Genomic DNA, 24,380 nt, shown 5'->3' on the forward strand with positions numbered 1-24,380 from the left:
CGCGGGGACGCCCTCTTCGGGAAGCGTGATGCTTACGCGGCCGACTTCGGCGCGTTCACGTCGGCCGGCAGCGCGGCCTTCGCGGTCGCGACGAGCGAGGCGAACGTGGCGGGCTCGTTCACGGCGAGCTCGGCCAGGATGCGACGGTCCACCTGCACGCCCGCGAGGCCGAGGCCCTGGATGAAGCGGTTGTAGGTGATGCCGTTCTGACGCGCGGCGGCGTTGATGCGCTGGATCCACAGACGGCGGAAGTCGCCCTTGCGCTTGCGACGGTCGCGGTACGCGTAGACGAGCGAGTGGGTGACCTGCTCCTTCGCCTTGCGGTACAGGCGCGAACGCTGGCCACGGTAACCCGAGGCGCGCTCGAGGATGACGCGACGCTTCTTCTGGGCGTTGACAGCCCGCTTGACTCTAGCCATTTCTTATCTTCCTAACGAGATTTCGCGTCAGCGACCGAGGAGCTTCTTGACCTGCTTGAGGTCGTTGCCCGAGATGACCTGGTCGCCGTTCAGGCGACGCTTGCGGTGGCTCGACTTCGACTCGAGGTTGTGGCGCATACCAGCCTGCTGCTTCTTGATCTTGCCGCTGCCGGTGATCTTGAAGCGCTTCTTGCTGCCCGAGTGGGTCTTCTGCTTCGGCATCTTCTCTTCCTTCGTAAAGCGCCCAGGGGGCGACGTGTTCCACCCGCCGGGGCGGGAGTCTGCAGTCGCGGAGTTACTCCGCGACCGTGGTCTCTGCGTCCGGGGTCTGACCCTTCGCCTCGCGGGCGGCCTGCTTGTTGGCGGCGCGCTGGGCGTTCTGCTCGGTCTTGACCTCGGACTTGTTCTTGTGCGGCGCGATGACCATCACCATGTTGCGGCCGTCCACCTTGGGGCTGGACTCGACGGTGCCGAACTCGGCGACGTCCTCCGCGAACTTCCGGAGCAGACGCACGCCCTGCTCGGGACGCGACTGCTCGCGACCACGGAACAGGATCATCGCCTTCACCTTGTCACCCGACTTCAGGAAGCCCTCGGCGCGCTTGCGCTTGGTCTCGTAGTCGTGATCGTCGATCTTCAGGCGGAAACGAACCTCCTTGAGGATCGTGTTCGCCTGGTTGCGACGCGCCTCCTTGGCCTTCTGCGCGGCCTCGTACTTGAACTTGCCGTAGTCCATGATCTTGACGACGGGAGGCTTCGAGTTGGGGGCGACCTCGACAAGGTCGAGATCGGCCTCCTGCGCCAGGCGCAGGGCGGCCTCGATGCGGACGACGCCGATCTGCTCGCCGTTCGGTCCGACGAGTCGGACCTCGGGCACGCGGATGCGCTCGTTGGTACGGGGATCGCTGATGCGGAACTCCTTGATAGGTGGGTGACGGAGAGCCACCGCGACATGTTCGTCGAAGACGGTCTGCCGCGGGCGGGAGAAGAGTCAGCATCCACCCGGCAGACGTCACACGTCGGCCTCACCCATCCCCGTCGCGTGCAGCGCACGATCCGGAGCACCCGCGTGGAACGCGAGGGAGTGCATGACCCGGTAGCCTTGTAACGGCAAGCGCGGGTGGGATGTGAATCCTCTTTCGTCCGGGATTCTCATCGAGAACCGCCGGAGCCCGGGAAAGTCTACCAGAGAGCGTCACATGAGCACCAATCCCGGCCACAGCCACTCCTTCGACCGCGACCGTGAGGCCCGCTGGGAGGAACAGGAGCGCGCCGGATCGGACACGTCGGCCGTGCGGGACATCGCCGACGTCGCCGCCGTCGAGGTGATCGGCACCGCGTGCGTGCACCTGATGAGCGCCGCCGCGGTCAAGCTCGGCCTCGCCGACGCCCCGGAGGCCGAGGCGGACGTCGACCTCGACGAGGCGCGAAAGCTGATCAACGCCCTGGCCGGCCTCGTGACGGCCGCCGCGCCCGAGATCAGCGACATGCACGCGCGTCCGATCCGCGACGGCCTGCGCTCCCTGCAGCTGCGCTTCCGCGAGATCTCCTCGATCCCGGATGCCCCCGGCAAGGGACCGGGAGAGAAGTACACCGGTCCCGTCATCTGACGCCTCCCGGGAAATTCCACCGGGGAGGCCGCTGGATCAGGCGCGCTCGAGCTTGACCGAGAGGGAGTCGACGAGCGTCGCGACGCGATCGTCGGCCGACCAGCGGCGCGCGAGCCGGGCCAGCACGGCGTCGAGCTCGGAGCGGTCGAGCCCGGACATGAGCGTCAGGCGCACGATCAGCTCGGGCCCGCGCAGCCGTGCGGTCGGATCGCCCGACTCCACGGCGAGATCGAGCACCGCGAGCTCTCCGCCCACGCTCTCCTGCAGTCCGAGGAACACGTCGGGGTTCGCGAAGCTCGGCGTCCACTCCTCGCCCTGCGCGATCGCCCAGACGGCGGGCCGGCGCACGATGAACTCGGTCTCCGACGCCGGATCGAGCACGATCAGATCGGTCTGCTCGGCGGACGCCGCGAGAGCGGCGCGCACGGCGTCGACAGGGATGGGGCGCGCGGCGGCGTCCCAGCGCCCCAGCGCATCGACCGAGCTGAACACCGGCAGCACCTTGCGGCCGTCGGGGGCGGCGACCGTGACGATCGACAGCTCCTGCGTCTTGTCGACCTTCAGTCCGTGCGCGCCGACGCCCTCGTCGCCCTTCTCGGCGACGAGCGGGATCAGCACGCGGGCGTGACGCAGCGCGTCGATGACCTGCACCTGGTCGCCGTCGCCCGCGCGGAACGCGGTCAGCGCCGCAAGCAGCGCGGGATCGGCGGAGCCGTCATCCGCCGCGTGCGGGTTCGCCTCGAAGTGGCGTCCCTCCCAGGGGACGCCCGCCGAGTCGGCACCGTCGTCAGTCGGATGCGACATCCAGCGCCTCGGCGAGCGTGAACGCGCCCGCGTAGAGGGCCTTGCCGACGATCGCGCCCTCGACGCCGTTCGGGACGAGGCGGCGCAGCGCCGCGATGTCGTCGAGGCTCGAGACGCCGCCGGATGCCACGACGGGCTTCGTCGTGCGCGCGGTGATCTCGCGCAGCAGATCGAGATTCGGGCCGCGCAGCGTGCCGTCCTTGGTGACGTCCGTCACGACGTAACGGCTGCAGCCGGCCTCCTCGAGCCGCTCGAGCACGGCCCAGAGGTCGCCGCCCTCCTGCGTCCAGCCGCGCGCCGCGAGCGTCGTGCCGCGCACGTCGAGGCCCACCGCGATCGACTCGCCGTAGCGGCCGATGACCGACGCGGTCCACTCGGGGTTCTCGAGCGCCGCCGTGCCGAGGTTGATGCGCTGCGCGCCGCTCTCGAGCGCGGCCTCGAGCGACGCGTCGTCGCGGATCCCGCCGGAGAGCTCGACGTTGATGCCGCGCATGTGCTTGATCACCTTGCGCAAGATGCCCGCGTTGCTGCCGCGTCCGAACGCCGCGTCGAGGTCGACGAGGTGGATCCACCGGGCGCCCTGCTTGGCCCAGTTCTCGGCGGCCTCGATCGGGTCGCCGTAGTCGGTCTCGGTGCCGGCGGCGCCCTGCGTCAGGCGCACGGCCTTGCCGCCCTGGACGTCGACGGCGGGCAGCAGGATCAGTCCGGGCGTGGACGCGAAATCGTTCATGGCTCCAGGTGTTGTTCGGGTCTGTCCGCAGTCGGACGGTGCGAACCGGGGATGTCCGGTCGCGGGCACGATCTCAGAGAGTAGCCCCGCGCAGGCTGTTGATCCAATTCCGCAGGAGCCTGATACCCGCCTCGCCGGACTTCTCCGGGTGGAACTGCGTCGCCGACAGCGGGCCGTTCTCGACGGCCGCGAGGAAGCGGCTTCCGTGCTGCGCCCAGGTGACGACGGGCTGGGCGAACGGACCGTGCGCCTCGAGCGTCCAGTTCTGCGCAGCGAACGAGTGCACGAAGTAGAACCGCTCGTCCTCGAGACCGGCGAACAGGCGCGAGCCCTCCCCCGCCTCGACGGTGTTCCAGCCCATGTGGGGCACGATCGGCGCCTTGAGCTCCTCGACCACGCCGGGCCACTCGCCGAGGCCCTCGGTCTCGACGCCGCGCTCGACGCCCTGCTCGAACAGCACCTGCATGCCGACGCAGATGCCGAGCACCGGGCGGCCGCCCGCGAGGCGCCGCTCGATCATCTCGGGCCCGCGCACGGACTGCAGCTGCTCCATGACGGCCTTGAACGCGCCCACTCCGGGCACGAGCAGCCCGTCGGCGTCGCGGATGAGACCACGGTCGCGTGTGAGATGCACGTCGCCGCCCGCGGCCTGCAGCGCCTTGACGGCCGAGTGGATGTTGCCGGAGCCGTAGTCGAGGACGGCGACGACCGGGCGACGCTCCTGGGTGTCGGTCACAGTGCTCCCTTGGTGGACGGGACGCCCTCCACCAGCGGGTCGAGCGCCTTGGCCTGGCGGAAGGCGCGCGCGAAGGCCTTGTACTCGGCCTCGGCGATGTGGTGCGGATCGCGGCCGGAGAGCACGCGGACGTGCACGGTGAGCCCGGCGTTGAACGCGAGCGCCTCGAACGTGTGACGCACGAGCGAGCCGGTGAAGTGGCCGCCGATCAGGTGCTGCTCGAAGCCCGCGGGCTCGCCCTCGTGCACGAGGTACGGACGGCCCGAGATGTCGACGACGGCCTGTGCGAGGGCCTCGTCGAGCGGCACGAGCGCGTCGCCGTACCGGGAGATGCCGGTCTTGTCGCCGAGCGCCTCGCGGATGGTCTGTCCGAGGACGATCGCGACGTCCTCGACCGTGTGGTGGGCGTCGATGTGGGTGTCGCCCGTCGCGGTGACGGTCAGGTCGGTGAGCGAGTGCTTCGCGAACGCCGTGAGCATGTGGTCGAAGAACGGCACGCTCGTGGAGATCGAGCTTTTGCCGGTGCCGTCGAGGTTCAGCTCCAGCTCCACGCTCGACTCGCTCGTGGAGCGGGTGCGGCGCGCGATTCGGGCAGTCGTCATGCCTCGATCCTAGTCGGGGCGCGGGAAGCGCCGGTCCGCCGGGAGCCGGGACTCAGTGGCTTCCGAGGTCCGACAGCGCCTCGAGGAACGCGGTCGTCTCCTCCTCGGTGCCGGCCGTCACGCGCAGGTGGCCGGGGATGCCGATGTCGCGGATCAGTACCCCGCGCTCGTACAGCGCCTGCCATGTCTCCGCGGGGTTCTGCACGCCGCCGAACAGGATGAAGTTCGTCCAGGACTCGTGCGCCTGATAGCCGAGCGCCTCGAGCGTCGCTCCCATCCGGTCGCGCTGGGCGACGATCTCGTCGACCATGCGCAGCATCGTGTCGGAGTGCCGCAGCGCCGCGCTCGCGGCGGCCTGGGTGAGCGCGCTGAGGTGATACGGCAGCCGGACGAGACGGAGTGCGTCGATCAGCACCGGATCGGCCGCGAGGTATCCGACCCGCGCGCCGGCGAACGCGAACGCCTTGCTCATCGTGCGCGAGACCGCGAGCCGCGGTCGCCCGCCCAGCAGGCTGAGCGCCGACGGAGAGTCGTGGGGGGCGAACTCCTGATACGCCTCGTCCACGACGACGATGCCGTCCGCGGCTTCGTAGACGGCCTCCACGACGTCGAGCGTCATGGGCGTGCCGGTCGGGTTGTTCGGCGCGCACAGGAACACGACGTCGGGGCGCGCGTCCGCGACCTGGCGGGCGGCGTCCTCCGGCGTGACCTTGTAGTCGTGGCCGCGCGTGCCGGCGAGCCACTCCGAGCCGACGCCGCGCGTCAGCAGGCGGTACATCGAGTAGGTCGGCTCGAAGCCGAAAGCCGTGCGCCCCGGTCCCGCGAACGCCTGCAGGACGTGCTGCAGCACCTCGTTGGAGCCGTTGCCCGCCCAGATCTGCGACGCGTCGATGCCGTGACCGAGGTACTGGGCGAAGCCCTCGCGCAGCTCGGAGAACTCGCGGTCGGGATAGCGGTTGACGTCACGCAGGGCCTGGGCGATCGCGTCCGCGATGTCGTCGGCGACCTCGGCCGGGACCGGATGCGTGTTCTCGTTGACGTTGAGCGCCACGGGAAGCGGCGCCTGCGGCGCCCCGTAAGGCTTCTGGCCGCGCAGATCGGCGCGGATCGGCAAGTCGTCGAGAGTGACCGTCACCCGGTCAATGCTAGAGGCCCCATCCCGGGCCCGGACGTCGGGCGTCTGGACTGCGGCGTCGAGGCTCAGTCGAAGACGGGGATCGACAGGCGCTCGCCGGCCGCGACCGAGGAGGACGGCAGCTGGTTGAGCGCGACGATCGCGTCGACCACGTCGCGCGGGTCCGCCGTGGGCGCGACGTCCTCGGCGATCGACCAGAGCGACTCGCCGGGCATCACGGTCACGGTGTCGAAGGTGCCCGCGGGCGCGCCCGCGTCGCGCGAGGCGAGCGCGCCGCCGCCGTTCACGATCGCGAGCGCGAGGCCCGCGGCGACCGGGGCGGCGGCGAGAGATGCGAGCACGCGGCGACCACGGCGCGTCAGCCGCAGGCGCGTGGCCGGCGCGATGGCGCGTGCGGGGGCCTGGGCGGCGGTGCTGCGGATCGTGCTCATCGGGTGCTCCTTCTTCGATCGGAGAGGCTTCGCATCCGGCACCTCGGCCGGGAGGCTGGATGCGAAGCTCTGTACCGAATCTATCTTCGAATCTTCGAATGTGTCAACGGCTTCTTCGAAAACCGATCCGAATGGATCCGCGACACGCTCGAACGGATCTTCCGAATCGCGACGCCGTTCGGATACGGTTTCGATGACGTAAGACACCCCACCACGGGCCACCGACATTCACCGTCGGAGGAGAAGGAGCCGGTCAGATGAGCGCCGCCATGACGCCCGCCACGCCCGCCTTGGAGCTCGCAGCGGACGGCGAGGAGAAGCGCCGCACGCGTCGGCGCAAGAGCCTCAGCGACAAGCAGCTCGCGATCCTCGAGGTGATCCAGCGCTCGATCCAGTCGAAGGGATACCCGCCCACCATGCGGGAGATCGGCGACGCCGTGGGGCTGAAGTCGCTGTCGAGCGTCACGCACCAGCTCGGCCAGCTCGAGCTGAGCGGCTACCTGCGCCGTGACCCGGGCAAGACCCGGGCCATGGAGGTGCTGATCGACCTCCCCGGTCAGTCGGGCGAGAACCTCGACGCGGGCGTGCCCTCGGTGGGCGACGCCGCCATGGTGCCGCTCGTCGGGCGGATCGCGGCGGGCATGCCGATCACCGCCGACCAGCAGGTGGAGGAGATCTTCCCGCTCCCCCGCCAGCTCGTGGGCAAGGGCGAGCTGTTCATGCTCAAGGTCAGCGGCGAATCGATGATCGACGCCGCGATCTGCGACGGCGACTGGGTCGTCGTGCGGGTGCAGAACACCGCCGAGAACGGCGACATCGTCGCGGCGATGCTCGACGGCGAGGCGACCGTGAAGGTTTTCCGCCAGCGCGACGGTCACACGTGGCTGCTGCCGCGGAACTCCGCGTTCGAGCCGATCCTCGGCGACGAGTCGGTCGTGCTCGGCAAGGTCGTCGCGGTGATGCGCGCGGTCTGATCCTCGACGGCTCGCCCGCCCCTCAGCGAGCTCGGCGATAGCGTGGGTGTCATGCCGACGCTCCCGTACGGATCCTGGCCGTCGCCGATCTCGGCGTCCGACATCGCGGGCGGATCGCCCCGACTCGACGGGGCGCGCTTCGTCGGGCCGGATGCGCAGATCTGGTGGAGCGAGAGCGTCCCCGCCGAGAAGGGGCGCACCGCGATCCTGCGGCAGGGCGGCGACGGAGTGGAGACGCTGCTGCCCGCGCCGTGGAGCGCGCGGTCGCGCGTGCACGAGTACGGCGGCGGTGCGTGGACCGCGACCGACGACGGCCTGCTGCTGTTCGTCGAGGGCGCGGATCAGCGCGTGCACCGGGTGTCGCCGGGCGGCGCACCCGAGCCGCTCACGCCCGGCGGGCTGGGGATGGCGTTCGGCGACCTGACATGGGCGGAGGGCCGCTTGTGGGCGGTGCGCGAGACGCACGGCGAGGCGCGCGTGCCGACGCGCGACATCGTGGTCATCCCGCTCGACGGCTCCGCCGCCGAGGACCCGTCCGCGCTCGTCAGCGTCGTGGCCGGATCGGACTTCCTCGCCTATCCCGCCCCGCGCGGCGACCGCCTGGCATGGATCGCGTGGAACCACCCCGACATGCCGTGGGATGCGGCAGAGCTGCGGGTCGGCCGGATCGGACCCGACGGGACCGTGGCCGAGCACGCGCTTGTCGCCGGTGGACGAACCGCCGACGGCCCGGTCGCGGCCCTGCAGCCGGAGTGGACGGGCGACGACGAGCTGCTGTTCAGCGCCGATCCGGCGGGCGATGAACCCGGAAACGGGCGGTGGAACCTCCACGTGGTTCACCTGGACGGCCTCACCCCCACCCGCGCCGAGGGGCTCCACCCGGTCGACGCCGACACGGGAGGCCCGCTGTGGAACCTCGGCGCGCGCTGGTTCGCGCCGCTCGCCGACGGCCGGATCCTTGCGGTGCGCACACACGGCACCGACGCCCTGGTGGTGCTCGACCCGGCCGGCGGCGCGGCCGACCTGTGGGAGACCCCGCTGTCGGGCGGCATCCTGGTCCGAGACGTGCGCGGCGCGCGCGTGCTGCTCACGGGCGCCGGGGGCCACGTGCCCGGCGGGCTGTGGCTGCTGGACGTCGATGGCCGAACGATCGCGGCCGTGCGCGGCGGTGCGTCCACGCTGGACCCGGCGTGGCTGCCGCCCTCCCGCGCGGTGACGTTCGACGGCCCGGACGGCGACGTCCACGCCTTCGCGTATCCACCGACGAATCCCGACGCCGACGCACCGAAGGGCGAGCTGCCGCCGTACCTCGTGCTTGTGCACGGCGGCCCCACGGCCCACTCCTCGGGCGTGCTCTCGCTCGCAATCGCCTTCTTCACCAGCCGCGGCATCGGCGTGCTCGACGTCAACTACGGCGGATCGACCGGGTATGGGCGCGCGTACCGCGAGCGGCTGCAGGGCCGATGGGGCGTGGCCGACGTAGCGGACACCGCGGCGGCCGCGCGCGGTCTCGCGTCCGCCGGACTCGCCGATCCGGCACGCATCGCGATCAAGGGCGGCTCGGCGGGCGGATGGACCGTGCTGTGCGCGGTCGCCGACACCGATGCCTTCGCGGCGGGCATCAGCCGGTACGGCGTCGCCGACCTGCGCCGCCTGGCCGAGGACACGCACGACTTCGAGGCCCGGTACCTCGACGGCCTCGTGGGCCCACTGCCGGAGGCGGAGGACGTGTACCTCAGCCGCTCCCCCCTGTCTCGTCCCGAGAGCCTGCGGACGCCGCTGCTGATCCTGCAGGGCTCGGAGGACCCGGTCGTCCCGCCGTCGCAGTCGGAGGCGCTGCGCGACGCGCTCGCGGCGAACGGCGTGCCGCACAAGTACGTGCTGTTCGAGGGCGAGTCGCACGGCTTCCGGCAGGCGGAGACCCTCGTGCGCGCGTTCGAGACGGAGCTGGCCTTCCTCGGCGGGGTCCTGGGATTCGACACCCCGGGCGTCCCGCCGCTCGATCTCGACTGAGCGCGTCACCGCCGGCCGGGCGGTCCCGAAGCGGTCAGGCCAGCGGCATCGCGAAGGCCTGCACACCCGGGTGGGACTCGAGCCGCGTGAAGCCCAGGCGGTCGTAGAAGGCGAGCGCCCCGGTGTTCCTGTCCGACGCGGCGAGGTGAAGGCCCGGCACGCGGCGGCTCCTCAGCGCCGCGACGAGCGTGTCGATCAGCGCGCGGCCGAGACCCTGTCCCTGCGCTTCCGGCAGCAGGTCGATATGCAGGTGCGCCGGATACCCGAGCCCCGCGTACGGCTCGGCGCCCGCGCGGCGTCCGTACGCGTAGGTGACGGTGCCGTCCTGTCGCGTGCGCTCGGACTCCGGCTGCGGGAAGCGCTCGGCGAATCGCGGCCACCACTCGTCGCGGAACCAGTCCTCGAACGAATCGGTGTCGTCCGTGCCGATGACGTAGCCGACGACCCGGCCGTCCAGCGCCTCGACGACGAACGCGAGATCCGGATGCCGCGTCACGTACGGCAGCGCGAACACCAGCGCCCAGAGGTCGTCGTCCTCGAAGACGCCCGTCGCATCCGATCCGTGATCCGCCGTGCGCAGGCAGACCTCGGCCACCGCGTCGCGATCGCCGGGCCGATAGGGCCGGATGCGCACGCTATGCGACCCGATACGGGTCGAGCGCGGCAGCGAGCCGCTCCGACACGTGCGCGTGCACGAGCGTGCCGCCCTCCTCGTGCGAGCGCTCGAGCAGGTGGCCCTGCTCGTGGATCGCCGAAATGAGGTCGCCGCGGTCGTACGGCACAAGCGCGCGCAGCTCGACGTCCGGCAGCGGCAGCGCCTCCTCGATGACGCGACGCAGCTCCTCGATGCCCGCCCCCGTCCGGGAGGACACGAACACGGCCTTCGGCTCGAGACCCCGCAGCACGAGCTTCGTGTCCTCGTCCACGAGGTCGGCCTTGTTGAACACGATGATCTCGTGGATGTCGCGCGCGCCGACATCGCCCATCACGTCGCGCACGGTTTGGATCTGACCGGCGGGATCGGGATGATGCGCATCCACCACGTGCAGGATGACGTCGGCGTCGGCGACCTCCTCGAGCGTCGAGCGGAACGCCTCCACGAGCTGATGCGGCAGGTTGCGCACGAAGCCGACCGTGTCGGCGAGCGTGTACACGCGCCCGTCGGACGTCTCGGACCGGCGCACGGTGGCATCCAGCGTCGCGAACAGGGCGTTCTCGACGAGCACGCCCGCGCTCGTGAGCCGGTTCAGCAGGCTCGACTTGCCGGCGTTGGTGTAGCCCGCGATCGCGACGGACGGGATCGTGTTGCGCTTGCGCTCGCCGCGCTTCGCCTCGCGGGCGGGCGCGAAGTCGCGGATCTGCCGCCGCAGCTGCGCCATGCGCGTGCGGATGCGGCGACGGTCCAGCTCGATCTTCGTCTCACCGGGACCGCGCGAGCCCATGCCCGCGCCGCCGGCGCCGACCTGGCCACCGGCCTGGCGGCTCATCGACTCACCCCAGCCGCGCAGACGCGGCAGCAGGTACTCGAGCTGCGCGAGCTCGACCTGCGCCTTGCCCTCGCGGCTCTTCGCGTGCTGGCTGAAGATGTCGAGGATGACGGTCGTGCGGTCGATGACCTTGACCTTGACGACGTCCTCGAGCGCACGCCGCTGGCTGGGCGCCAGCTCGGTGTCGGCGATCACGGTGTCGGCGCCCACGGCCGCGACGATGTCCTTGAGCTCGCCGGCCTTGCCCCGACCGACGTAGGTCGCGGGATCCGGATGCGGGCGTCGCTGCAGCACGCCGTCGAGCACGACCGCACCGGCCGTCTCCGCGAGCGCCGCGAGTTCGCGCAGCGAGTTCTCGGCGTCGAGCTGCGAGCCCTGCGAGTAGACGCCGACCAGCACGACGTTCTCGAGTCGCAGCTGCCGGTACTCGACCTCGGTGACGTCCTCGAGCTCCGTCGACAGGCCGACGACGCGGCGCAGCGCGGCGCGCTCCTCGCGGTCCCACTGCTCGCCGTCGGTCGTGCCCTCACCCGTGGTCGCGCCATCCTGCAGCGCCTGCGCAGCCCCGAAGACCCGTGCTCCGGTGCGGTTCTCGGCGCGCGAGAGCACGCGATCCACCAGGTCGGTCGTTCCCGCCTCGCGGCCGCGATCGTCATCGACGCCGCCCAGAGAAGTGGGATCGGGGGTGGTGGTGTCAGTCATCCAAACCTTTCGTTCCGACGCTTCGCGGCTGATCCGCGCGCATCGAGTTCTTCAGCTTATTCTTCCGCGTGTCGCGCGGCTATGGGACGGGTTGTCCGGGCCGATCCGGCGACGCCTGCCCTCGCCCGGGCGGCGGCTCCTCCGCTACGCTGGCCCCCTATGGTGGACCATTACTTCTCCGCGAGTCCCACCAGTCCCGAGAACCTCCGACGCATCCGGCTTTCCCTGGCCGGGCGCCCCGTGGAGCTCACGACGGCCGCCGGAGTGTTCAGCCCCGAGCGTCTCGACGTGGGGACCTCGGTGCTGCTCGCGAACACGCCCGAGCCGCCCTCCGGCGGCGACTTCCTCGACCTCGGCTCCGGCTGGGGCCCGATCGCACTCTCCATGGCGATGATGTCCCCCCGCGCACGCGTGTGGGCCGTGGACGTCAACGAGCGTGCCCTCGACCTGGTGCGACGCAATGCGGCGTCGCTCGGCCTCGACAATGTCAACGCCGTGCTGCCCGAGGATGTTCCCGAGCACGTGACCTTCCGCGCGATCCGCTCGAATCCGCCGATCCGGGTCGGCAAGTCGGTGCTGCACGACCTGCTGGAGACCTGGATCCCGCGCCTGGCCGAGCGCAGCGACGCGCACCTCGTAGTCAAGCGCGACCTCGGCTCGGATTCGCTGCAGCGCTGGCTCGCCGCGACGTTCGCGGACGGCTTCAGCGTCCATCGCACGGCGACGGGGAAGGGCTACCGCGTGCTCAAGGTGCGCCGACACGGCTCCCCTCCCACCGAGCCGGTGCAGCTTCCCGAGGTCTGACCCTCACTCCCCCGCCGCGTCGGCCTCGGCCAGCGCCGCGCGCAGGAGGTCGGGGGTGTCGACGTCCATCGCCTCGCGCGCGCCGATCGTCACGCGCGCCGGCTCGACGTCGTCGTACAGGATCCGCAGGGGGCGGTCGGCCGGATCGCCCAGCCGCGCGAGCCGCTCGCGCAGCAGCGCCTCGGGCCACGCGGCGCACAGGGGCTGCATCCGCCCGTCCCCGTCGACGGCGACCGCGGGCGCAGCCTGGGCGAGGGCATGCAGCGTGGCGGGCGTGACGTACGGCATGTCGCCGCCGAGCAGCAGGATCACGCCGCCGCTGGCCGGATCGAGCGCCGCGACGCCCGCGGCGACGGCCGCGAGCGGTCCTGCGAAGGGCGGATCCTCGCGGACGACCGCGACGCCGTCCGGCACACCCGCCGGGTCGCCGACCACCAGCGGATCGGCCCCCGCGGCGCGCAGCGCGGAGATCGCGCGCGCCACGATCGGGACGCCGCCGATCGAGATGGCGGGCTTGTGCCTGCCGCCCAGGCGCGACGACCGCCCGCCCGCCAGCACGATGCCGCGCAGGGGCGTCATGTCAGGCCAGGGTGACGGTACCGGAGTAGACGAGCACGGCGGGCCCGGACAGCGCGACGTGCTCGCCGTCCTGGGCGGGGAACATCCGGACGCCGAGCGTCCCGCCCGGCACCTCGACGCGCCAATGGTCGGGCGCGCTGCGCCCGGCCCAGTCGCGCACGGCGAGCGCCGTCGCGGCGACGCCCGTGCCGCAGCTGAGCGTCTCCCCGACGCCGCGCTCGAAGACACGCATCCGGACGTGTCCGACGCCGTCCTTCACGAGCGGCTCGCGCGGCACGACGAACTCCACGTTCGCGCCGTGCGGCGGCTCGGGATCGATGATCGGCCGGGAGGCGAGCTCGAGGCCGTCGAGCTCCTCGTCCGATGCGAGCGCGACGACCACGTGCGGGTTGCCGACGTCGATGCCGAGCCCCGGACGCGCCACGCTGAGGCCCTTCGCCGCGACGAGCGGATCGCCCGGCTCGGCGCGCCAGCGGCCGAGGTCCACCTGGTAGCCGCTGTCGCTGCGCATCACGTCGCGGACGCCGGCGCGCGTGCCGATGGGCAGCGTCGATCCGGCGGGCAGCTCGGCAAGCCCTGCCTGCAGCAGGTAGTGGGCGAAGACGCGCACGCCGTTGCCGCACATCTCGGCCTTCGAGCCGTCGGCGTTGCGGTAGTCCATGAACCACTCGGCGTCGGGCTCCTCGGCGAGCGACGCGGCGCCCTCCGGGATGCGCGCCGAGCGCACCACCCGCAGCAGGCCGTCGGCGCCGATGCCGAACCGGCGATCGCACAGGGCGGCGATCTGCGCGTCGCTCAAGTCGAGCTCGCCGTCGGGGTCGGCGACGATCACGAAGTCGTTCCCCGTGCCGTGGCCCTTGGTGAAGGCGATCTCGGTCATTCGTCCAGTCTATTTGCGCTCGGGAGCGGAAGATCCGGCCGGCTCAGCGGAGCACGTACACGGCATGCGCGTCGTCGCCCTCCCCATCGGTGCCCCAGCCCGCGCTGCGTCGCGCTCGGCTCAGTCGTCGGGGATCAGGCGGCGGCCGGTCACCCGTGTCATCTCGCGCCGGTAGCCGATCGCGTCGTAGTACTCCAGCACCGGTTCGTTGTCGGCGCGCACCATCAGCATGACCTTGGGACAGCCGAGCGCCTCCAGCCGCGCCTCCGCCTCGGCGATCAGGCGGCGGCCGATGCCCTCGCCGCGGCGCTGCGACGCGGTCGCCAGGTAGTAGAGCCAGCCGCGATGCCCGTCGTACCCGGCCATGACGGATCCGACGACCTCGCCGCCGTCCGCCGCGACCAGCAGCAGGTTGGGCCAGACCGCGCGCGCCCGCGCGATATCGGCGTGGGGGTCGTTCCAGGGCCGGGTCAGCCCGGCCTCGCGCCACAGGGCGACGACCGCACCCTCATCCGCGGCGGCGAAGGAGCGGATGTCGACGGTCACGCGATCGAGTCTGCCAGGGACTGCGGATCCGCCGCGCCGGCGTCGAACCAGCTGACGTCCACGCCCGGTGAGGGCGAGTAGCGCTTGAACCACGACACCTGCCGGCGCGCGTAGCGGCGGGTCAGGGCCTGCGTCTCGGCGATCGCCTCCGCCTCGGTCGTCTCGCCCTTCAGCTGCGCCAGCGCCTGGGCGTAGCCGATCGCACGGGCGGCCGTCTTGCCGCGCTCGAGCCCCTGCTCGCGCAGCCGGGCGGTCTCCTCCAGCATCCCGTCGGCCCACATCCGCTCGACGCGGCGATCGAGGCGGTCGATCAGGGCGGGTCGCTCCATCCGCAGCCCGACGATGGTCACCGGCCGCCAAGCCACAGGCTCCTCCGGCAGCGCGGCGCCGTGCGTGCCCTCCCCCAGCGCGAGGATCTCCAATGCGCGGACGATGCGCCGCCCGTTCTGCGGATCCACCCGGGCGGCGGTGGCCGCATCCTCGCGCTGCAGCCGGGCGTACAGCGCGCCCGCGCCGTGCTCCGCCAGCTCCGCCTCGAGCCGGGCGCGCAGGGCCTCGTCACGGGGCGGGAAGCGGAAGTCGAACAGCACGCTCGAGACGTACAGCCCCGATCCGCCGACGAGGATCGCGTGGCGTCCGCGATCCTGGATCGCCCGGATGGCGGTGCGCGCGTCCCGCTGGTAGCGCGCGACCGCCGCGTCCTCCGTGACGTCCAGGACGTCGAACAGGTGATGCGGAATGCCGCGCCGATCCTCGACCGGGAGCTTCGCGGTGCCGATGTCCATGCCCCGATAGAGCTGCATGGCGTCGGCGTTCACGATCTCGGCGGGCTCGCCGCGCGCCGCGAGAGCGTCGGCGAGATCGAGCGACAGGTCGCTCTTGCCCGTGCCGGTGGCGCCGACGACGGCGAAGAGACCGGGGTCGTGGGTGCCCTCCCGGGGTGTGCGCGGCGGCGGGTTCACACGCCGATGCGCAGCGTGGGAAGGCCCAGCTTGACCGCGCCGCCCGCCGTCGTGGAGCCGGGCGCCGGCACGGCGCACGACTCCGCCTGCGAGCGGTCCCAGGCATCGCCGGCACGCGTGCGGCGGATGCGCAGCGGCGCGCCGTCGCGCGAGTCGGCGAGCAGGTGCGAGGGCGCGGCGTGCGTGACCTCGACCGTGACGACGTCGCCGGGCCGCGGCAGCTCGGAGCCGGCGGGCACCTCGAAGTGCACGAGGCGGTTGTCCTCCGCGCGACCCGTGAGCCGATGCGTCGCGGCGTCCTTCTTCCCCTCGCCCGTCGAGACGAGCACCTCGAGCGAGCGGCCGAGCTGCTTCTGGTTCTCCTCGAGCGTGATGCGCTGCTGCAGCGCGATCAGGCGGTCGTAGCGCTCCTGCACGATCTCCTTGGGCACCTGGTTCGGCATGGTCGCCGCCGGTGTGCCCTCGCGGATCGAGTACTGGAACGTGAAGGCGCTCGCGAAGCGGGACTGCTCGACGACGCGCATGGTGTCCTCGAAGTCCTCGTCGGTCTCGCCGGGGAACCCGACGATGATGTCGGTCGTGATGGCGGCGTGCGGGATCCGCTCGCGCACCCGTTGGAGGATTCCGAGGAACTTCGCGCTGCGGTAGGAGCGGCGCATCTCGCGCAGGATCCGGTCGCTCCCCGACTGCAGCGGCATGTGCAGCTGCGGCATCACGGCGGGCGTCTCCGCCATCGCGTCGATCACGTCGTCGGTGAAGGCCGCAGGGTGCGGGCTCGTGAAGCGGATGCGCTCGAGCCCCTCGATCTCCCCGGCGGCGCGCAGCAGCTTGCCGAACGCCTGGCGGTCGCCGAACTCGACGCCGTACGAGTTCACGTTCTGGCCGAGCAGCGTCACCTCGATCGCGCCGTCCTCGACGAGCAGGCGGATCTCGTTCAGGATGTCGCCGGGCCGGCGGTCCTTCTCCTTGCCGCGCAGGCTCGGCACGATGCAGAACGTGCAGGTGTTGTTGCAGCCGACCGAGATCGACACCCAGCCGCTGTAGACGGAGTCGCGCTTGGTGGGCAGCGTCGAGGGGAACGTCTCGAGCGACTCGAGGATCTCCAGCTCGGCCTCGCCGTTGTGCCGCGCGCGCTCGAGCAGGCTCGGCAGCGAGCCCATGTTGTGCGTGCCGAAGACGACGTCGACCCACGGCGCCTTGGTCTGCACCGCCTCCTTGTCCATCTGCGCGAGGCAGCCGCCGACGGCGATCTGCATGCCGTCGTGCTTGTCCTTGCGGGACTTGAGGTGACCGAGCGTGCCGTAGAGCTTTCCGGCCGCGTTGTCGCGCACGGCGCACGTGTTGATGATGACCACGTCGGCGTCGACGCCGGCCTCCGCGCGCACGTAGCCGGCGCTCTCGAGGGAGCCGGCCAGGCGCTCGGAGTCGTGCACGTTCATCTGACAGCCGAAGGTGCGCACCTCGTACGAACGCGGGCGGCCGTCGACGGTGAGGGCGGCGGGCGACGGCTCGATGAGTGTGGGGGCGCTGGATGGTGTGGTCATGGCCAGGCCATTGTACGTTTCGCCGACCGCGACGGCCCTGCGAGCGGGATCAGTCGAAGCGGACCGAGGAGCGCGGGCGCCGTGCCTCCTCGAGGGCGGCCCGGGCCGCCGACAGAGCGAGTCCCCCGCCGTACCCGCGACGCGCCAGCTGGCCGCTCAGTCGCCGCAGCGCCGTGTCGTCATCGAAGCGCAGCAGGGACGACGCCTTTCCACGCGCGTACTCCAGTGCCCGCTCGAAGTCGTCGTCGGGCAGCTCCGCGAGCGCCTGATCGATCACGGCGCGGTCGATGCCGCGTGCCGAGAGCGCCTGCGCGATCGCCCGGCGCCCCTGGTTCTTGCGCTCGACGCCCGCGTACACGAGCTGGTCGGCGAGAGCGGCGTCATCGAGCGCTCCGAGGCGGACCAGCCGCTCGACGATCTCATCGATGTCGTCCATGTCGAGCTCGTCCTCGCGGAGCTTGGCGCGCGCTTCGGAGACCGACAGCGATCTCCGCCGGAGGGCCTTGACGAGCCGTGTCTCCGCCTGCGCGCGCCGCTCGTCCTGGTCGGGCTCGGCCGTGTCGTCCTCCGGCAGCTCGACGAAGCGGACGCCGGCTTTGCTCGGAGTGACCTCGAGTGGCTTGACGGGCTTGGGCCGCCGATCGCCCGGGCGCGACCCGAGGTCTCGCCACGTCGTGTGCCAGCTCTCGCCCTCGGGCGCTCCGCCGCGCGGAGCCTCCTCCGGCGAGGGCGCAGGTCCGCCGAAGAGCGGGATGACCGGCGCGATGCCGTCATCCCGCTCGTCAGCCACGGTTCACCCCTGGTGCGCGGTCCACATCCATCACGCCGTGCGGCGGGCCGCCACCTGGTCGGCCGGAGCCTCGGACGGGGCCGCCGCGCCACGCTGTCCGATGCCGAGCTTCTCCTTGATCTTGTTCTCGATCTCGAGCGCGACGTCGACGTTCTGCAGGAGGAAGTTGCGGGCGTTCTCCTTGCCCTGCCCGAGCTGGTCGCCGTCGTACGTGTACCAGGAGCCCGACTTCTTCACGATGCCGTGCTCGACACCGAAGTCGATCAGGCTGCCCTCGCGCGAGATGCCCGTGCCGTAGAGGATGTCGAACTCGGCCTGCTTGAAGGGCGGGGCCATCTTGTTCTTGACGACCTTCACGCGCGTGCGGTTGCCGACCGCGTCGGCACCGTCCTTCAGGGTCTCGATGCGGCGGATGTCGAGACGCACCGACGCGTAGAACTTCAGCGCCTTACCACCGGCGGTGGTCTCGGGCGATCCGAAGAACACGCCGATCTTCTCGCGCAGCTGGTTGATGAAGATGGCCGTCGTCTTCGTCTGGTTCAGACCACCCGTGAGCTTGCGGAGTGCCTGCGACATCAGGCGGGCCTGGAGACCCACGTGCGAGTCGCCCATCTCGCCCTCGATCTCGGCACGGGGGACGAGCGCCGCGACGGAGTCGATCACGACCAGGTCGATCGCGCCCGAGCGGATCAGCATGTCGGCGATCTCGAGGGCCTGCTCACCCGTGTCGGGCTGCGACACGAGCAGCTGGTCGATGTCGACGCCGAGCTTCTTGGCGTACTCGGGATCGAGCGCGTGCTCCGCGTCGACGAACGCCGCGATACCGCCGGCCCGCTGGACGTTCGCGATCGCGTGCAGCGTGAGCGTGGTCTTACCCGACGACTCCGGGCCGTAGATCTCGATGATGCGGCCTCGGGGCAGGCCACCGACGCCGAGGGCGACGTCGAGCGCGATCGATCCCGTGGGGATCACCTCGACCGGGGCGCGCTCGTCGCTGCCCAGCCGCATGACGGATCCCTTGCCGAACTGCTTGTCGATCTGGGCGAGGGCCGCGTCGAGGGCCTTCTCGCGATCGGCTGCTGATGCCATGACCTGCTCCTACTCACTCGTGTGTCCGTCGCCTGTAGGCTGTCGCGCCCCGTGCCGTCTGGCCGGGGTCTGCGACAAGGCGCGTGGCTGATGTGCCACCTGCCACGCTAGGGAGGGCCACCGACATCGGATGCGGCGTGCGCCCCGAGAGGAGCAGATGGGCGGCATTCGCCACCTGTGGACGACACTACGCCGACTTCGAACGCATCTTCGATGACACGCCGCGAATCGCGGAGCGGGATTCGAACCGACTCAGCGGCGCGGTTCGAGGCGGCCGACGCCATAGCGGCGCTCGACCGGAACGTCGGTCTCCTCGCACAGCGAGAGCCAGATCTCGCGCGGCGGCACGCCCGCCTCCAAGGCGTCGAGCGCGGACCGCCCGATGCCGGGCAGCACGAGATCGCTCAGGAGCGTCGTCGCGCGAGCGCCGAACTCGTCGTCGACCGCGCGCAGGAACTCGCTGCGCCTCAACGCAGCGACAGCTCGGGGCCGACCTCTGCGACGAGGTCGTAGGGCACCACGTCGGGGAAGGGCTGCACACCCTCGAGCACGGCGATGCGGTCGCCCACCTCGCGCATGATCGACGAGATCGGCACGTCGAGGGCCTCGGCCACCGACGCCAGGATCTCGCTCGACGCCTCCTTCTGCCCGCGCTCCACCTCGCTGAGGTAGCCGAGCGCGACGCTCGCCCTGCTGGCGACCTGACGGAGGGTCTGGCCCTTCTGCTGACGCATGTCACGCAGAACATCGCCGATCTCTTGACGAACCAGGATCATTGCGGCCCCCTCCTCACTGCTCCCACCGGGTGCACAACAGTACAACACCCATGAGCCCAATTTAATCCCGCGCGCATATGTATCGGGTGGGAATCGGCGAAGTCCCTGCCGGCGGGACGCAAGACGGACGCGACCATCAGCCCGCGCCGCCCCCCATGCGCACGGCGTCGGCCACATCTGCGAGCGCCTGCGCGCACGCGGCGCTCCGGATGGCGGCGCGCCCCCCGGGGAAGACCCACGAGCTGACCGTCGCTCCCCCTGGCGTCGCGACGCCGACGTGCACCGTGCCGACCGGCTGGCCGTCGGGCGAGCCCGGGCCGGCGATACCGGTGGTCGCGACGCCGACGTCTGCGGGCCTGCCGCCGACCGCCAGCGCCCGGCGCACGCCCTCGGCCATCTGGCGGGCGACGTCCGGGTGCACCGCGCCGTGCGCGGCGAGCAGGTCGTCATCGACGCCCAGGACGGACGCCTTGATCGCGGTGTCGTAGGCGACCACTCCTCCGCGCAGACTCGCGGATGCGCCCGGCACGTCGACCAGCGCCGACACCACCAGCCCGCCGGTGAGCGACTCCGCGACCGCGATGCTCCATCCGCGCTCGCGCAGCGCGGCGAGCACGGCGACGGCGGCGGATGCGGCGCTCACCGCGCCGCCCTCGCCCCCCGCACCTGTGCGACGACGTAGTCGATGCCGCTCGCGATCGTCAGGAGCACGGCGAGCGACATCAGGACCAGCGAGACGACCGAGAACGCCTGCACGCCGATCAGCAGCCAGAACGGCAGCAGCGCCCACGACAGCGCGATCGCCTGCACGACGGTCTTGATCTTGCCCATCCAGGCGGCGGCGACCACGTGCTCGTTCGCGATCATGAGGCGGTGGACGGTGATGCCCCACTCGCGGATCAGGATGATCACGACCATCCACCACCACACCTCGCCGAGGATCGCGAGGCCGATGAAGCCCGCGCCGGTGAGGAACTTGTCGGCGATCGGATCCCACAGCTTGCCGAAGTCGCTCACGATGTCGTGGCGACGCGCGAGGTAGCCGTCGACCCAGTCGGTCGACATCCCGACCACGAAGATGATCGCCGCGGTCCACCGCAGCGCGAGGTTCGAGTCCCCCAGCATCCCGCCGAGCAGCAGCAGGATCAGCGAGAGCACCGCGAGCGGGATGCGCGCGACCGTGATCGCGTTCGGCAGCTGCCGGGGAATCGCCATGTGTATCAGTCCCGTCCGGTCAGCTGCCAGGCGTCTTCGTCGCCCTCGTCGTCCTCGACCGGATGGCCGCGGAACTGCGCCTCGATCGGGTCGTCGCCGTAGCGATCGTCCGCGTGGCCCTCGCCGCTCTCGGGAGCGGCGGCGGGACGCGCGGGCGGCTCCTCGCCCTTGATGCGCGCCAGCACCTCGGGCAGCTGCTCGGGCGTCACGAGCACGTCGCGGGCCTTGGATCCCTCGGACGGCCCGACGATCTCGCGCGACTCCAGCAGGTCCATGAGGCGACCCGCCTTCGCGAAGCCCACGCGGAGCTTGCGCTGCAGCATGGAGGTCGAGCCGAACTGGCTCGTGACCACGAGCTCTGCCGCGGCGAGCAGCACCTCGAGGTCGTCGCCGATGTCCTCGTCGATCTCCTTCTTCTTCGCCTCGATCGCCTCGGCGACGTCCGAGCGGTACTCGGGGCGGGCCTGGCCGGTGACGTGCTTGACGACGCGGTCGATCTCGTCCTCGGTGACCCAGGCTCCCTGCACACGCAGCGGCTTGGACGACCCCATGGGCGAGAACAGCGCGTCACCCTGACCGATGAGCTTGTCGGCGCCGCCTTCGTCGAGGATCACGCGGCTGTCGGTCACGCTCGTGACCGCGAACGCCAGACGCGAGGGCACGTTCGCCTTGATCAGGCCCGTGACGACGTTCACGGACGGGCGCTGCGTCGCGAGCACCAGGTGGATGCCGGCGGCGCGCGCCAGCTGCGTGATGCGCACGATCGAGTCCTCGACGTCGCGCGGCGCGACCATCATCAGGTCGGCGAGCTCGTCGACCACGACGAGAAGGTAGGGGTACGGCTTGAGCACCCGCTCGCTGCCGACGGGCACCTCGACCTCGCCCTTCGCGAGCGCGGCGTTGAAGTCGTCGACATGGCGGAACCCGAACGACGCGAGGTCGTCGTACCGCATGTCCATCTCCTTCACGACCCACTGCAGGGCCTCGGCGGCCTTCTTCGGGTTCGTGATGATGGGCGTGATCAGGTGCGGCACACCCGCGTAGTTCGTGAGCTCGACGCGCTTGGGGTCGACGAGCACCATGCGCACCTCGCTGGGCTTCGCGCGCATCAGGATGCTCGTGATCATCGAGTTGATGAAGCTCGACTTGCCGGAGCCCGTCGAGCCCGCCACCAGCAGGTGCGGCATCTTGGCGAGGTTCGCGACGACGAAGCCGCCGCCGACGTCCTTGCCGACGCCGACCGTGAGCGGGTGCGAAGACTTCTGCGCGGCGGCCGAGCGCAGCACGTCGCCCAGCGCGACCGTCTCGCGGTCGGTGTTGGGGATCTCGATGCCGATCGCGCTCTTGCCTGGGATCGGCGCCAGGATGCGCACGTCGTTCGACGCCACGGCGTAGGAGATGTTGCTCTGCAGCTGCGTGATCCGCTCGACGCGCACGCCGGGCGCCAGCTCGATCTCGTACTGCGTGACGGTCGGTCCGCGCGAGAACCCGGTGACCTTCGCCTCGACCTTGAACTCCGCGAGAACACGGGTGAGCTGCTCGACGACGCGGTCGTTCGCCTCGCTGCGCGCCACGGCCGGCGGGCCGGACGACAGCGACGCGGGCGACGGCAGCACGTAGGGGGCGACGGGCGGCTGCGGGCCGCGTCCGCCCGGGCCGTCGGTGCCGAAGCCCATCAGTCCCGGCAGCTCGCCCGTCTCGGAGTCGTCGCCGTCGCCGACGAGCCCCGTGGAGCCGTGTTCGGCGAGCGATCCGGTCACGCCGCTGATCGAGCTGAGCACCTGCGTCGCGGAGTCGCGCGGGTCCTCCTCGGGCTCGGCCACGACGATCGCCTTGTCGTAGCCCCCGTCGCTCTGCTCGGTGAGCAGCTCGGTGAGATCCTGGGGCGAGTCGACGACATCCGGGTCCTCTTCGCGACCCGACTTGTTTCGGCGCCACCACGGGACGTGCTCGTCGTCGCTCTCGGTGAGCACCTCGGTGGGCGCCGTCTGCGCCTTCGCGTTCGCGTTCGCGTTCTCCTCCGCGTGCTCCGCCCCGAACATCCATGCGTACAGCTCGCCCAGGCGGCGGCCGATGCGGTTCGGCGGCGTCTTGGTGATGATCAGCACGCTCAGGGCTGCGACCAGCGACAGCAGCACGTAGGCGCCGATCGGGCTCAGCAGCATGGCCGTCGGCTCCCCGACCAGCCAGCCGAACAGGCCCCCGGACCGGCTCAGTGCCGGCATGCCCTCGGACGGCTGGGGGCGGGAGCCCGCGATATGGCAGAAGCCCGCGACCGTGACGGTCAGCAGGGTGAAGCCGATGCCGATGCGGCCGTTGTCGTGCACGGAGGAGGGATGGCGGAACAGCCATCCCGCGAGCAGGAGCAGCGCGACCGGGAAGACGAACGCCGTGCGCCCGATCAGCATGCCGAACGTGTACGCGCTGATGTTCATCGCGATCTCGTTGCCGATGAAGAACCACTCGGTCACGGCGCCCGCGATCGCGAGCATCACGAGCAGCAGCGGGAAGCCGTCGCGGCGGTCGTCCTTCTCCAGCCCCTCGGGCCCGAACGCGCGGAAGAGCGCGCCGACCGCGTGGCCGAGCCCGTTCCAGGCGCGCACCACGACGGACGGGCGGTCCGTCTCCTCGAAGTAGGGCTTCGCGGCCGGCTCAGCCTTCTTGCGCGCGCGCGAAGGTGCGGCCTCGGGCTTCGAGGCCGCCCGGCTCTTGCTCGCGGCCTGACCCTTGGACGCGGCGGACGTGCGTGGCATGCCTCCACGGTACGCGCGAGGGCCGACATCGCGCGGCAGCGACGCCGGGCACTGCCCGGATCCGCGCCGCGGGACCCGCCCGGATCACTCCGGGTCGGCGCAGAAGCCCACGACGTCGTCGGTCGCAGCGATGCCCGTGGGCTCGCGATCGGCGCCGATCACCCTGAGATAGACGACGGTGTCGGCGTCCTCCTGCCAGTACGCGAGATCCGATCCCGCCACCTCGATCAGCAGCTGCCCGGTCTCCCCCGGCACCACGAACAGCGTCGTCAGGCCGGCGTCGTCGACGCGCTCCGCGTCGGGATACGCCGCCTCGACGTCGCTCCGCGGAGCACCGACCCGGATCCCCTCCTCGGTCGCGATCTCCTGCCCGAGCACGTCGATCCGCTGCAGCGGCGCGTCCGGCGCCTCGGACCGGACCGTGAACGCCGGCCCGCCCGCGCCGCCATACCCACCGTCCGGAACGGTGTAGGCGTCGACGGTCTGCCAGAACGGCCGCGAGCAGTCCTCGACGAGCTCGACCATCTCGAGCCCCTCGCCTGCGACGGCGCTCCCCAGCAGGAGCGGACCGAGCCCGTCGGCGGACACGGTCAGCTCCGCGAGCCCCGGCGCGCCCGTCGGCACGGCACTCGGCGTCGGCACGGCAGTCGGCGTCGGCGAAGCGCTCGCCGACGGCGACGGGGCGGTGGACGACGGGCTCGCCGCGGCGGAGTTGCCCGGTGATGGCTCTCCGCCGCACGCGGCGAGCACGAGCATCGTGGCGAGGAGCGGAACGGCCGATAGGCGCTTCACGCGAGCG

Annotated in this window: 28 protein-coding genes; 4 read left to right on the forward strand and 24 right to left on the reverse strand. The window is 71.4% G+C overall.

The window, feature by feature from the left end:
• Positions 1 to 32 precede the first annotated feature (32 nt).
• From rplT to infC, 3 genes are all read right to left on the reverse strand, one after another.
• A complete protein-coding gene (rplT, locus tag BJP60_RS10455; protein WP_203135696.1) occupies positions 33 to 419 on the reverse strand; it encodes a 50S ribosomal protein L20 in 387 nt (128 codons plus the stop codon).
• A gap of 27 nt (positions 420 to 446) precedes the next feature.
• Entirely contained in the window at positions 447 to 641 is a 195-nt protein-coding gene (rpmI, locus tag BJP60_RS10460; RefSeq protein ID WP_135114713.1) for a 50S ribosomal protein L35, read from the reverse strand.
• A 73-nt stretch (positions 642 to 714) separates the two neighbouring features.
• Positions 715 to 1,365 (reverse strand): translation initiation factor IF-3, encoded by a 651-nt coding sequence (infC, locus tag BJP60_RS10465; RefSeq protein WP_442923383.1) that lies wholly within the window; start codon positions 1,363 to 1,365, stop codon positions 715 to 717.
• A 253-nt stretch (positions 1,366 to 1,618) separates the two neighbouring features.
• Here infC and BJP60_RS10470 point away from each other — a divergent pair, with 253 nt between their 5' ends.
• Complete coding sequence (locus BJP60_RS10470) at positions 1,619 to 2,029, forward strand: DUF1844 domain-containing protein (RefSeq protein WP_203135697.1); 411 nt, start codon at positions 1,619 to 1,621, stop codon at positions 2,027 to 2,029.
• 36 nt (positions 2,030 to 2,065) lie between these two features.
• Here the strand turns inward: BJP60_RS10470 and BJP60_RS10475 are convergent, their stop codons facing one another.
• The 6 genes from BJP60_RS10475 to BJP60_RS10500 all read right to left on the reverse strand — a co-directional run bounded on the left by BJP60_RS10475 (position 2,066) and on the right by BJP60_RS10500 (position 6,467).
• On the reverse strand, positions 2,066 to 2,833 hold the full coding sequence (locus BJP60_RS10475; protein WP_203135698.1) for an SseB family protein: 768 nt from the start codon (positions 2,831 to 2,833) through the stop codon (positions 2,066 to 2,068).
• Positions 2,817 to 3,563 (reverse strand): bifunctional 1-(5-phosphoribosyl)-5-((5-phosphoribosylamino)methylideneamino)imidazole-4-carboxamide isomerase/phosphoribosylanthranilate isomerase PriA, encoded by a 747-nt coding sequence (gene priA / locus BJP60_RS10480; protein ID WP_203135699.1) that lies wholly within the window; start codon positions 3,561 to 3,563, stop codon positions 2,817 to 2,819. The genes BJP60_RS10475 and priA overlap by 17 nt, the downstream gene beginning before the upstream one ends.
• Positions 3,564 to 3,636: 73 nt before the next feature.
• Positions 3,637 to 4,299, reverse strand: a complete 663-nt coding sequence (gene hisH, locus BJP60_RS10485; RefSeq protein ID WP_203135700.1) for an imidazole glycerol phosphate synthase subunit HisH — start codon at positions 4,297 to 4,299, stop codon at positions 3,637 to 3,639.
• Positions 4,296 to 4,901 (reverse strand): imidazoleglycerol-phosphate dehydratase HisB, encoded by a 606-nt coding sequence (gene hisB, locus BJP60_RS10490; RefSeq protein WP_203135701.1) that lies wholly within the window; start codon positions 4,899 to 4,901, stop codon positions 4,296 to 4,298. The genes hisH and hisB overlap by 4 nt, the downstream gene beginning before the upstream one ends.
• A gap of 52 nt (positions 4,902 to 4,953) precedes the next feature.
• Positions 4,954 to 6,036, reverse strand: a complete 1,083-nt coding sequence (locus BJP60_RS10495) for a histidinol-phosphate transaminase (RefSeq protein WP_203135702.1) — start codon at positions 6,034 to 6,036, stop codon at positions 4,954 to 4,956.
• A 65-nt stretch (positions 6,037 to 6,101) separates the two neighbouring features.
• Complete coding sequence (locus BJP60_RS10500) at positions 6,102 to 6,467, reverse strand: LysM peptidoglycan-binding domain-containing protein (protein WP_203135703.1); 366 nt, start codon at positions 6,465 to 6,467, stop codon at positions 6,102 to 6,104.
• 269 nt (positions 6,468 to 6,736) lie between these two features.
• On the opposite strand from BJP60_RS10500, the gene lexA reads away from it, so the two are divergent.
• Positions 6,737 to 7,441: a transcriptional repressor LexA gene (gene lexA, locus BJP60_RS10505; protein ID WP_203139258.1), complete on the forward strand. Its 705-nt coding sequence runs from the start codon at positions 6,737 to 6,739 to the stop codon at positions 7,439 to 7,441.
• Positions 7,442 to 7,492: 51 nt separating this feature from the next.
• A complete protein-coding gene (locus tag BJP60_RS10510; RefSeq protein ID WP_203135704.1) occupies positions 7,493 to 9,454 on the forward strand; it encodes a prolyl oligopeptidase family serine peptidase in 1,962 nt (653 codons plus the stop codon).
• A 34-nt stretch (positions 9,455 to 9,488) separates the two neighbouring features.
• On the opposite strand, the gene BJP60_RS10515 is transcribed toward BJP60_RS10510, so the two are convergent.
• Both BJP60_RS10515 and hflX read right to left on the reverse strand, forming a co-directional pair.
• Positions 9,489 to 10,088, reverse strand: coding sequence for a GNAT family N-acetyltransferase (locus BJP60_RS10515; protein ID WP_203135705.1), 600 nt, complete (start codon positions 10,086 to 10,088; stop codon positions 9,489 to 9,491).
• A 1-nt stretch (position 10,089) separates the two neighbouring features.
• The gene (gene hflX / locus BJP60_RS10520; protein WP_203135706.1) at positions 10,090 to 11,643 is read right to left on the reverse strand and encodes a GTPase HflX; all 1,554 of its coding nucleotides are present in this window, start codon (positions 11,641 to 11,643) and stop codon (positions 10,090 to 10,092) included.
• Positions 11,644 to 11,802: 159 nt separating this feature from the next.
• Here hflX and BJP60_RS10525 point away from each other — a divergent pair, with 159 nt between their 5' ends.
• On the forward strand, positions 11,803 to 12,447 hold the full coding sequence (locus BJP60_RS10525) for a class I SAM-dependent methyltransferase (RefSeq protein WP_203135707.1): 645 nt from the start codon (positions 11,803 to 11,805) through the stop codon (positions 12,445 to 12,447).
• Between the two features lie 3 nt (positions 12,448 to 12,450).
• On the opposite strand, the gene mobA is transcribed toward BJP60_RS10525, so the two are convergent.
• From mobA to BJP60_RS10590, 13 genes are all read right to left on the reverse strand, one after another.
• The gene (gene mobA, locus BJP60_RS10530; protein WP_203135708.1) at positions 12,451 to 13,026 is read right to left on the reverse strand and encodes a molybdenum cofactor guanylyltransferase; all 576 of its coding nucleotides are present in this window, start codon (positions 13,024 to 13,026) and stop codon (positions 12,451 to 12,453) included.
• A 1-nt stretch (position 13,027) separates the two neighbouring features.
• Positions 13,028 to 13,906, reverse strand: a complete 879-nt coding sequence (gene dapF, locus BJP60_RS10535; RefSeq protein WP_203135709.1) for a diaminopimelate epimerase — start codon at positions 13,904 to 13,906, stop codon at positions 13,028 to 13,030.
• 120 nt (positions 13,907 to 14,026) lie between these two features.
• Entirely contained in the window at positions 14,027 to 14,452 is a 426-nt protein-coding gene (locus BJP60_RS10540) for a GNAT family acetyltransferase (protein ID WP_203135710.1), read from the reverse strand.
• Positions 14,449 to 15,414 (reverse strand): tRNA (adenosine(37)-N6)-dimethylallyltransferase MiaA, encoded by a 966-nt coding sequence (miaA, locus tag BJP60_RS10545; protein WP_203135711.1) that lies wholly within the window; start codon positions 15,412 to 15,414, stop codon positions 14,449 to 14,451. The genes BJP60_RS10540 and miaA overlap by 4 nt, the downstream gene beginning before the upstream one ends.
• Positions 15,411 to 16,958: a tRNA (N6-isopentenyl adenosine(37)-C2)-methylthiotransferase MiaB gene (gene miaB / locus BJP60_RS10550; RefSeq protein WP_203135712.1), complete on the reverse strand. Its 1,548-nt coding sequence runs from the start codon at positions 16,956 to 16,958 to the stop codon at positions 15,411 to 15,413. The genes miaA and miaB overlap by 4 nt, the downstream gene beginning before the upstream one ends.
• A 49-nt stretch (positions 16,959 to 17,007) precedes the next feature.
• Positions 17,008 to 17,748, reverse strand: coding sequence for a regulatory protein RecX (locus tag BJP60_RS10555; protein WP_238439390.1), 741 nt, complete (start codon positions 17,746 to 17,748; stop codon positions 17,008 to 17,010).
• Positions 17,749 to 17,778: 30 nt separating this feature from the next.
• A complete protein-coding gene (gene recA / locus BJP60_RS10560) occupies positions 17,779 to 18,837 on the reverse strand; it encodes a recombinase RecA (RefSeq protein ID WP_203135713.1) in 1,059 nt (352 codons plus the stop codon).
• Positions 18,838 to 19,089: 252 nt separating this feature from the next.
• Entirely contained in the window at positions 19,090 to 19,308 is a 219-nt protein-coding gene (locus BJP60_RS10565; RefSeq protein ID WP_203135714.1) for a DUF3046 domain-containing protein, read from the reverse strand.
• On the reverse strand, positions 19,305 to 19,613 hold the full coding sequence (locus BJP60_RS10570; RefSeq protein WP_203135715.1) for a helix-turn-helix domain-containing protein: 309 nt from the start codon (positions 19,611 to 19,613) through the stop codon (positions 19,305 to 19,307). The genes BJP60_RS10565 and BJP60_RS10570 overlap by 4 nt, the downstream gene beginning before the upstream one ends.
• A 136-nt stretch (positions 19,614 to 19,749) precedes the next feature.
• On the reverse strand, positions 19,750 to 20,256 hold the full coding sequence (locus BJP60_RS10575; RefSeq protein ID WP_203135716.1) for a CinA family protein: 507 nt from the start codon (positions 20,254 to 20,256) through the stop codon (positions 19,750 to 19,752).
• On the reverse strand, positions 20,253 to 20,828 hold the full coding sequence (gene pgsA, locus BJP60_RS10580; RefSeq protein WP_203135717.1) for a CDP-diacylglycerol--glycerol-3-phosphate 3-phosphatidyltransferase: 576 nt from the start codon (positions 20,826 to 20,828) through the stop codon (positions 20,253 to 20,255). The genes BJP60_RS10575 and pgsA overlap by 4 nt, the downstream gene beginning before the upstream one ends.
• Positions 20,829 to 20,833: 5 nt before the next feature.
• Positions 20,834 to 23,581, reverse strand: coding sequence for an FtsK/SpoIIIE family DNA translocase (locus BJP60_RS10585; protein ID WP_203135718.1), 2,748 nt, complete (start codon positions 23,579 to 23,581; stop codon positions 20,834 to 20,836).
• Between the two features lie 84 nt (positions 23,582 to 23,665).
• Positions 23,666 to 24,373, reverse strand: a complete 708-nt coding sequence (locus BJP60_RS10590; protein WP_203135719.1) for a hypothetical protein — start codon at positions 24,371 to 24,373, stop codon at positions 23,666 to 23,668.
• Positions 24,374 to 24,380 lie beyond the last annotated feature (7 nt).

Source organism: Microbacterium sp. JZ31, assembly GCF_016805985.1.
GTDB lineage: Bacteria > Actinomycetota > Actinomycetes > Actinomycetales > Microbacteriaceae > Microbacterium.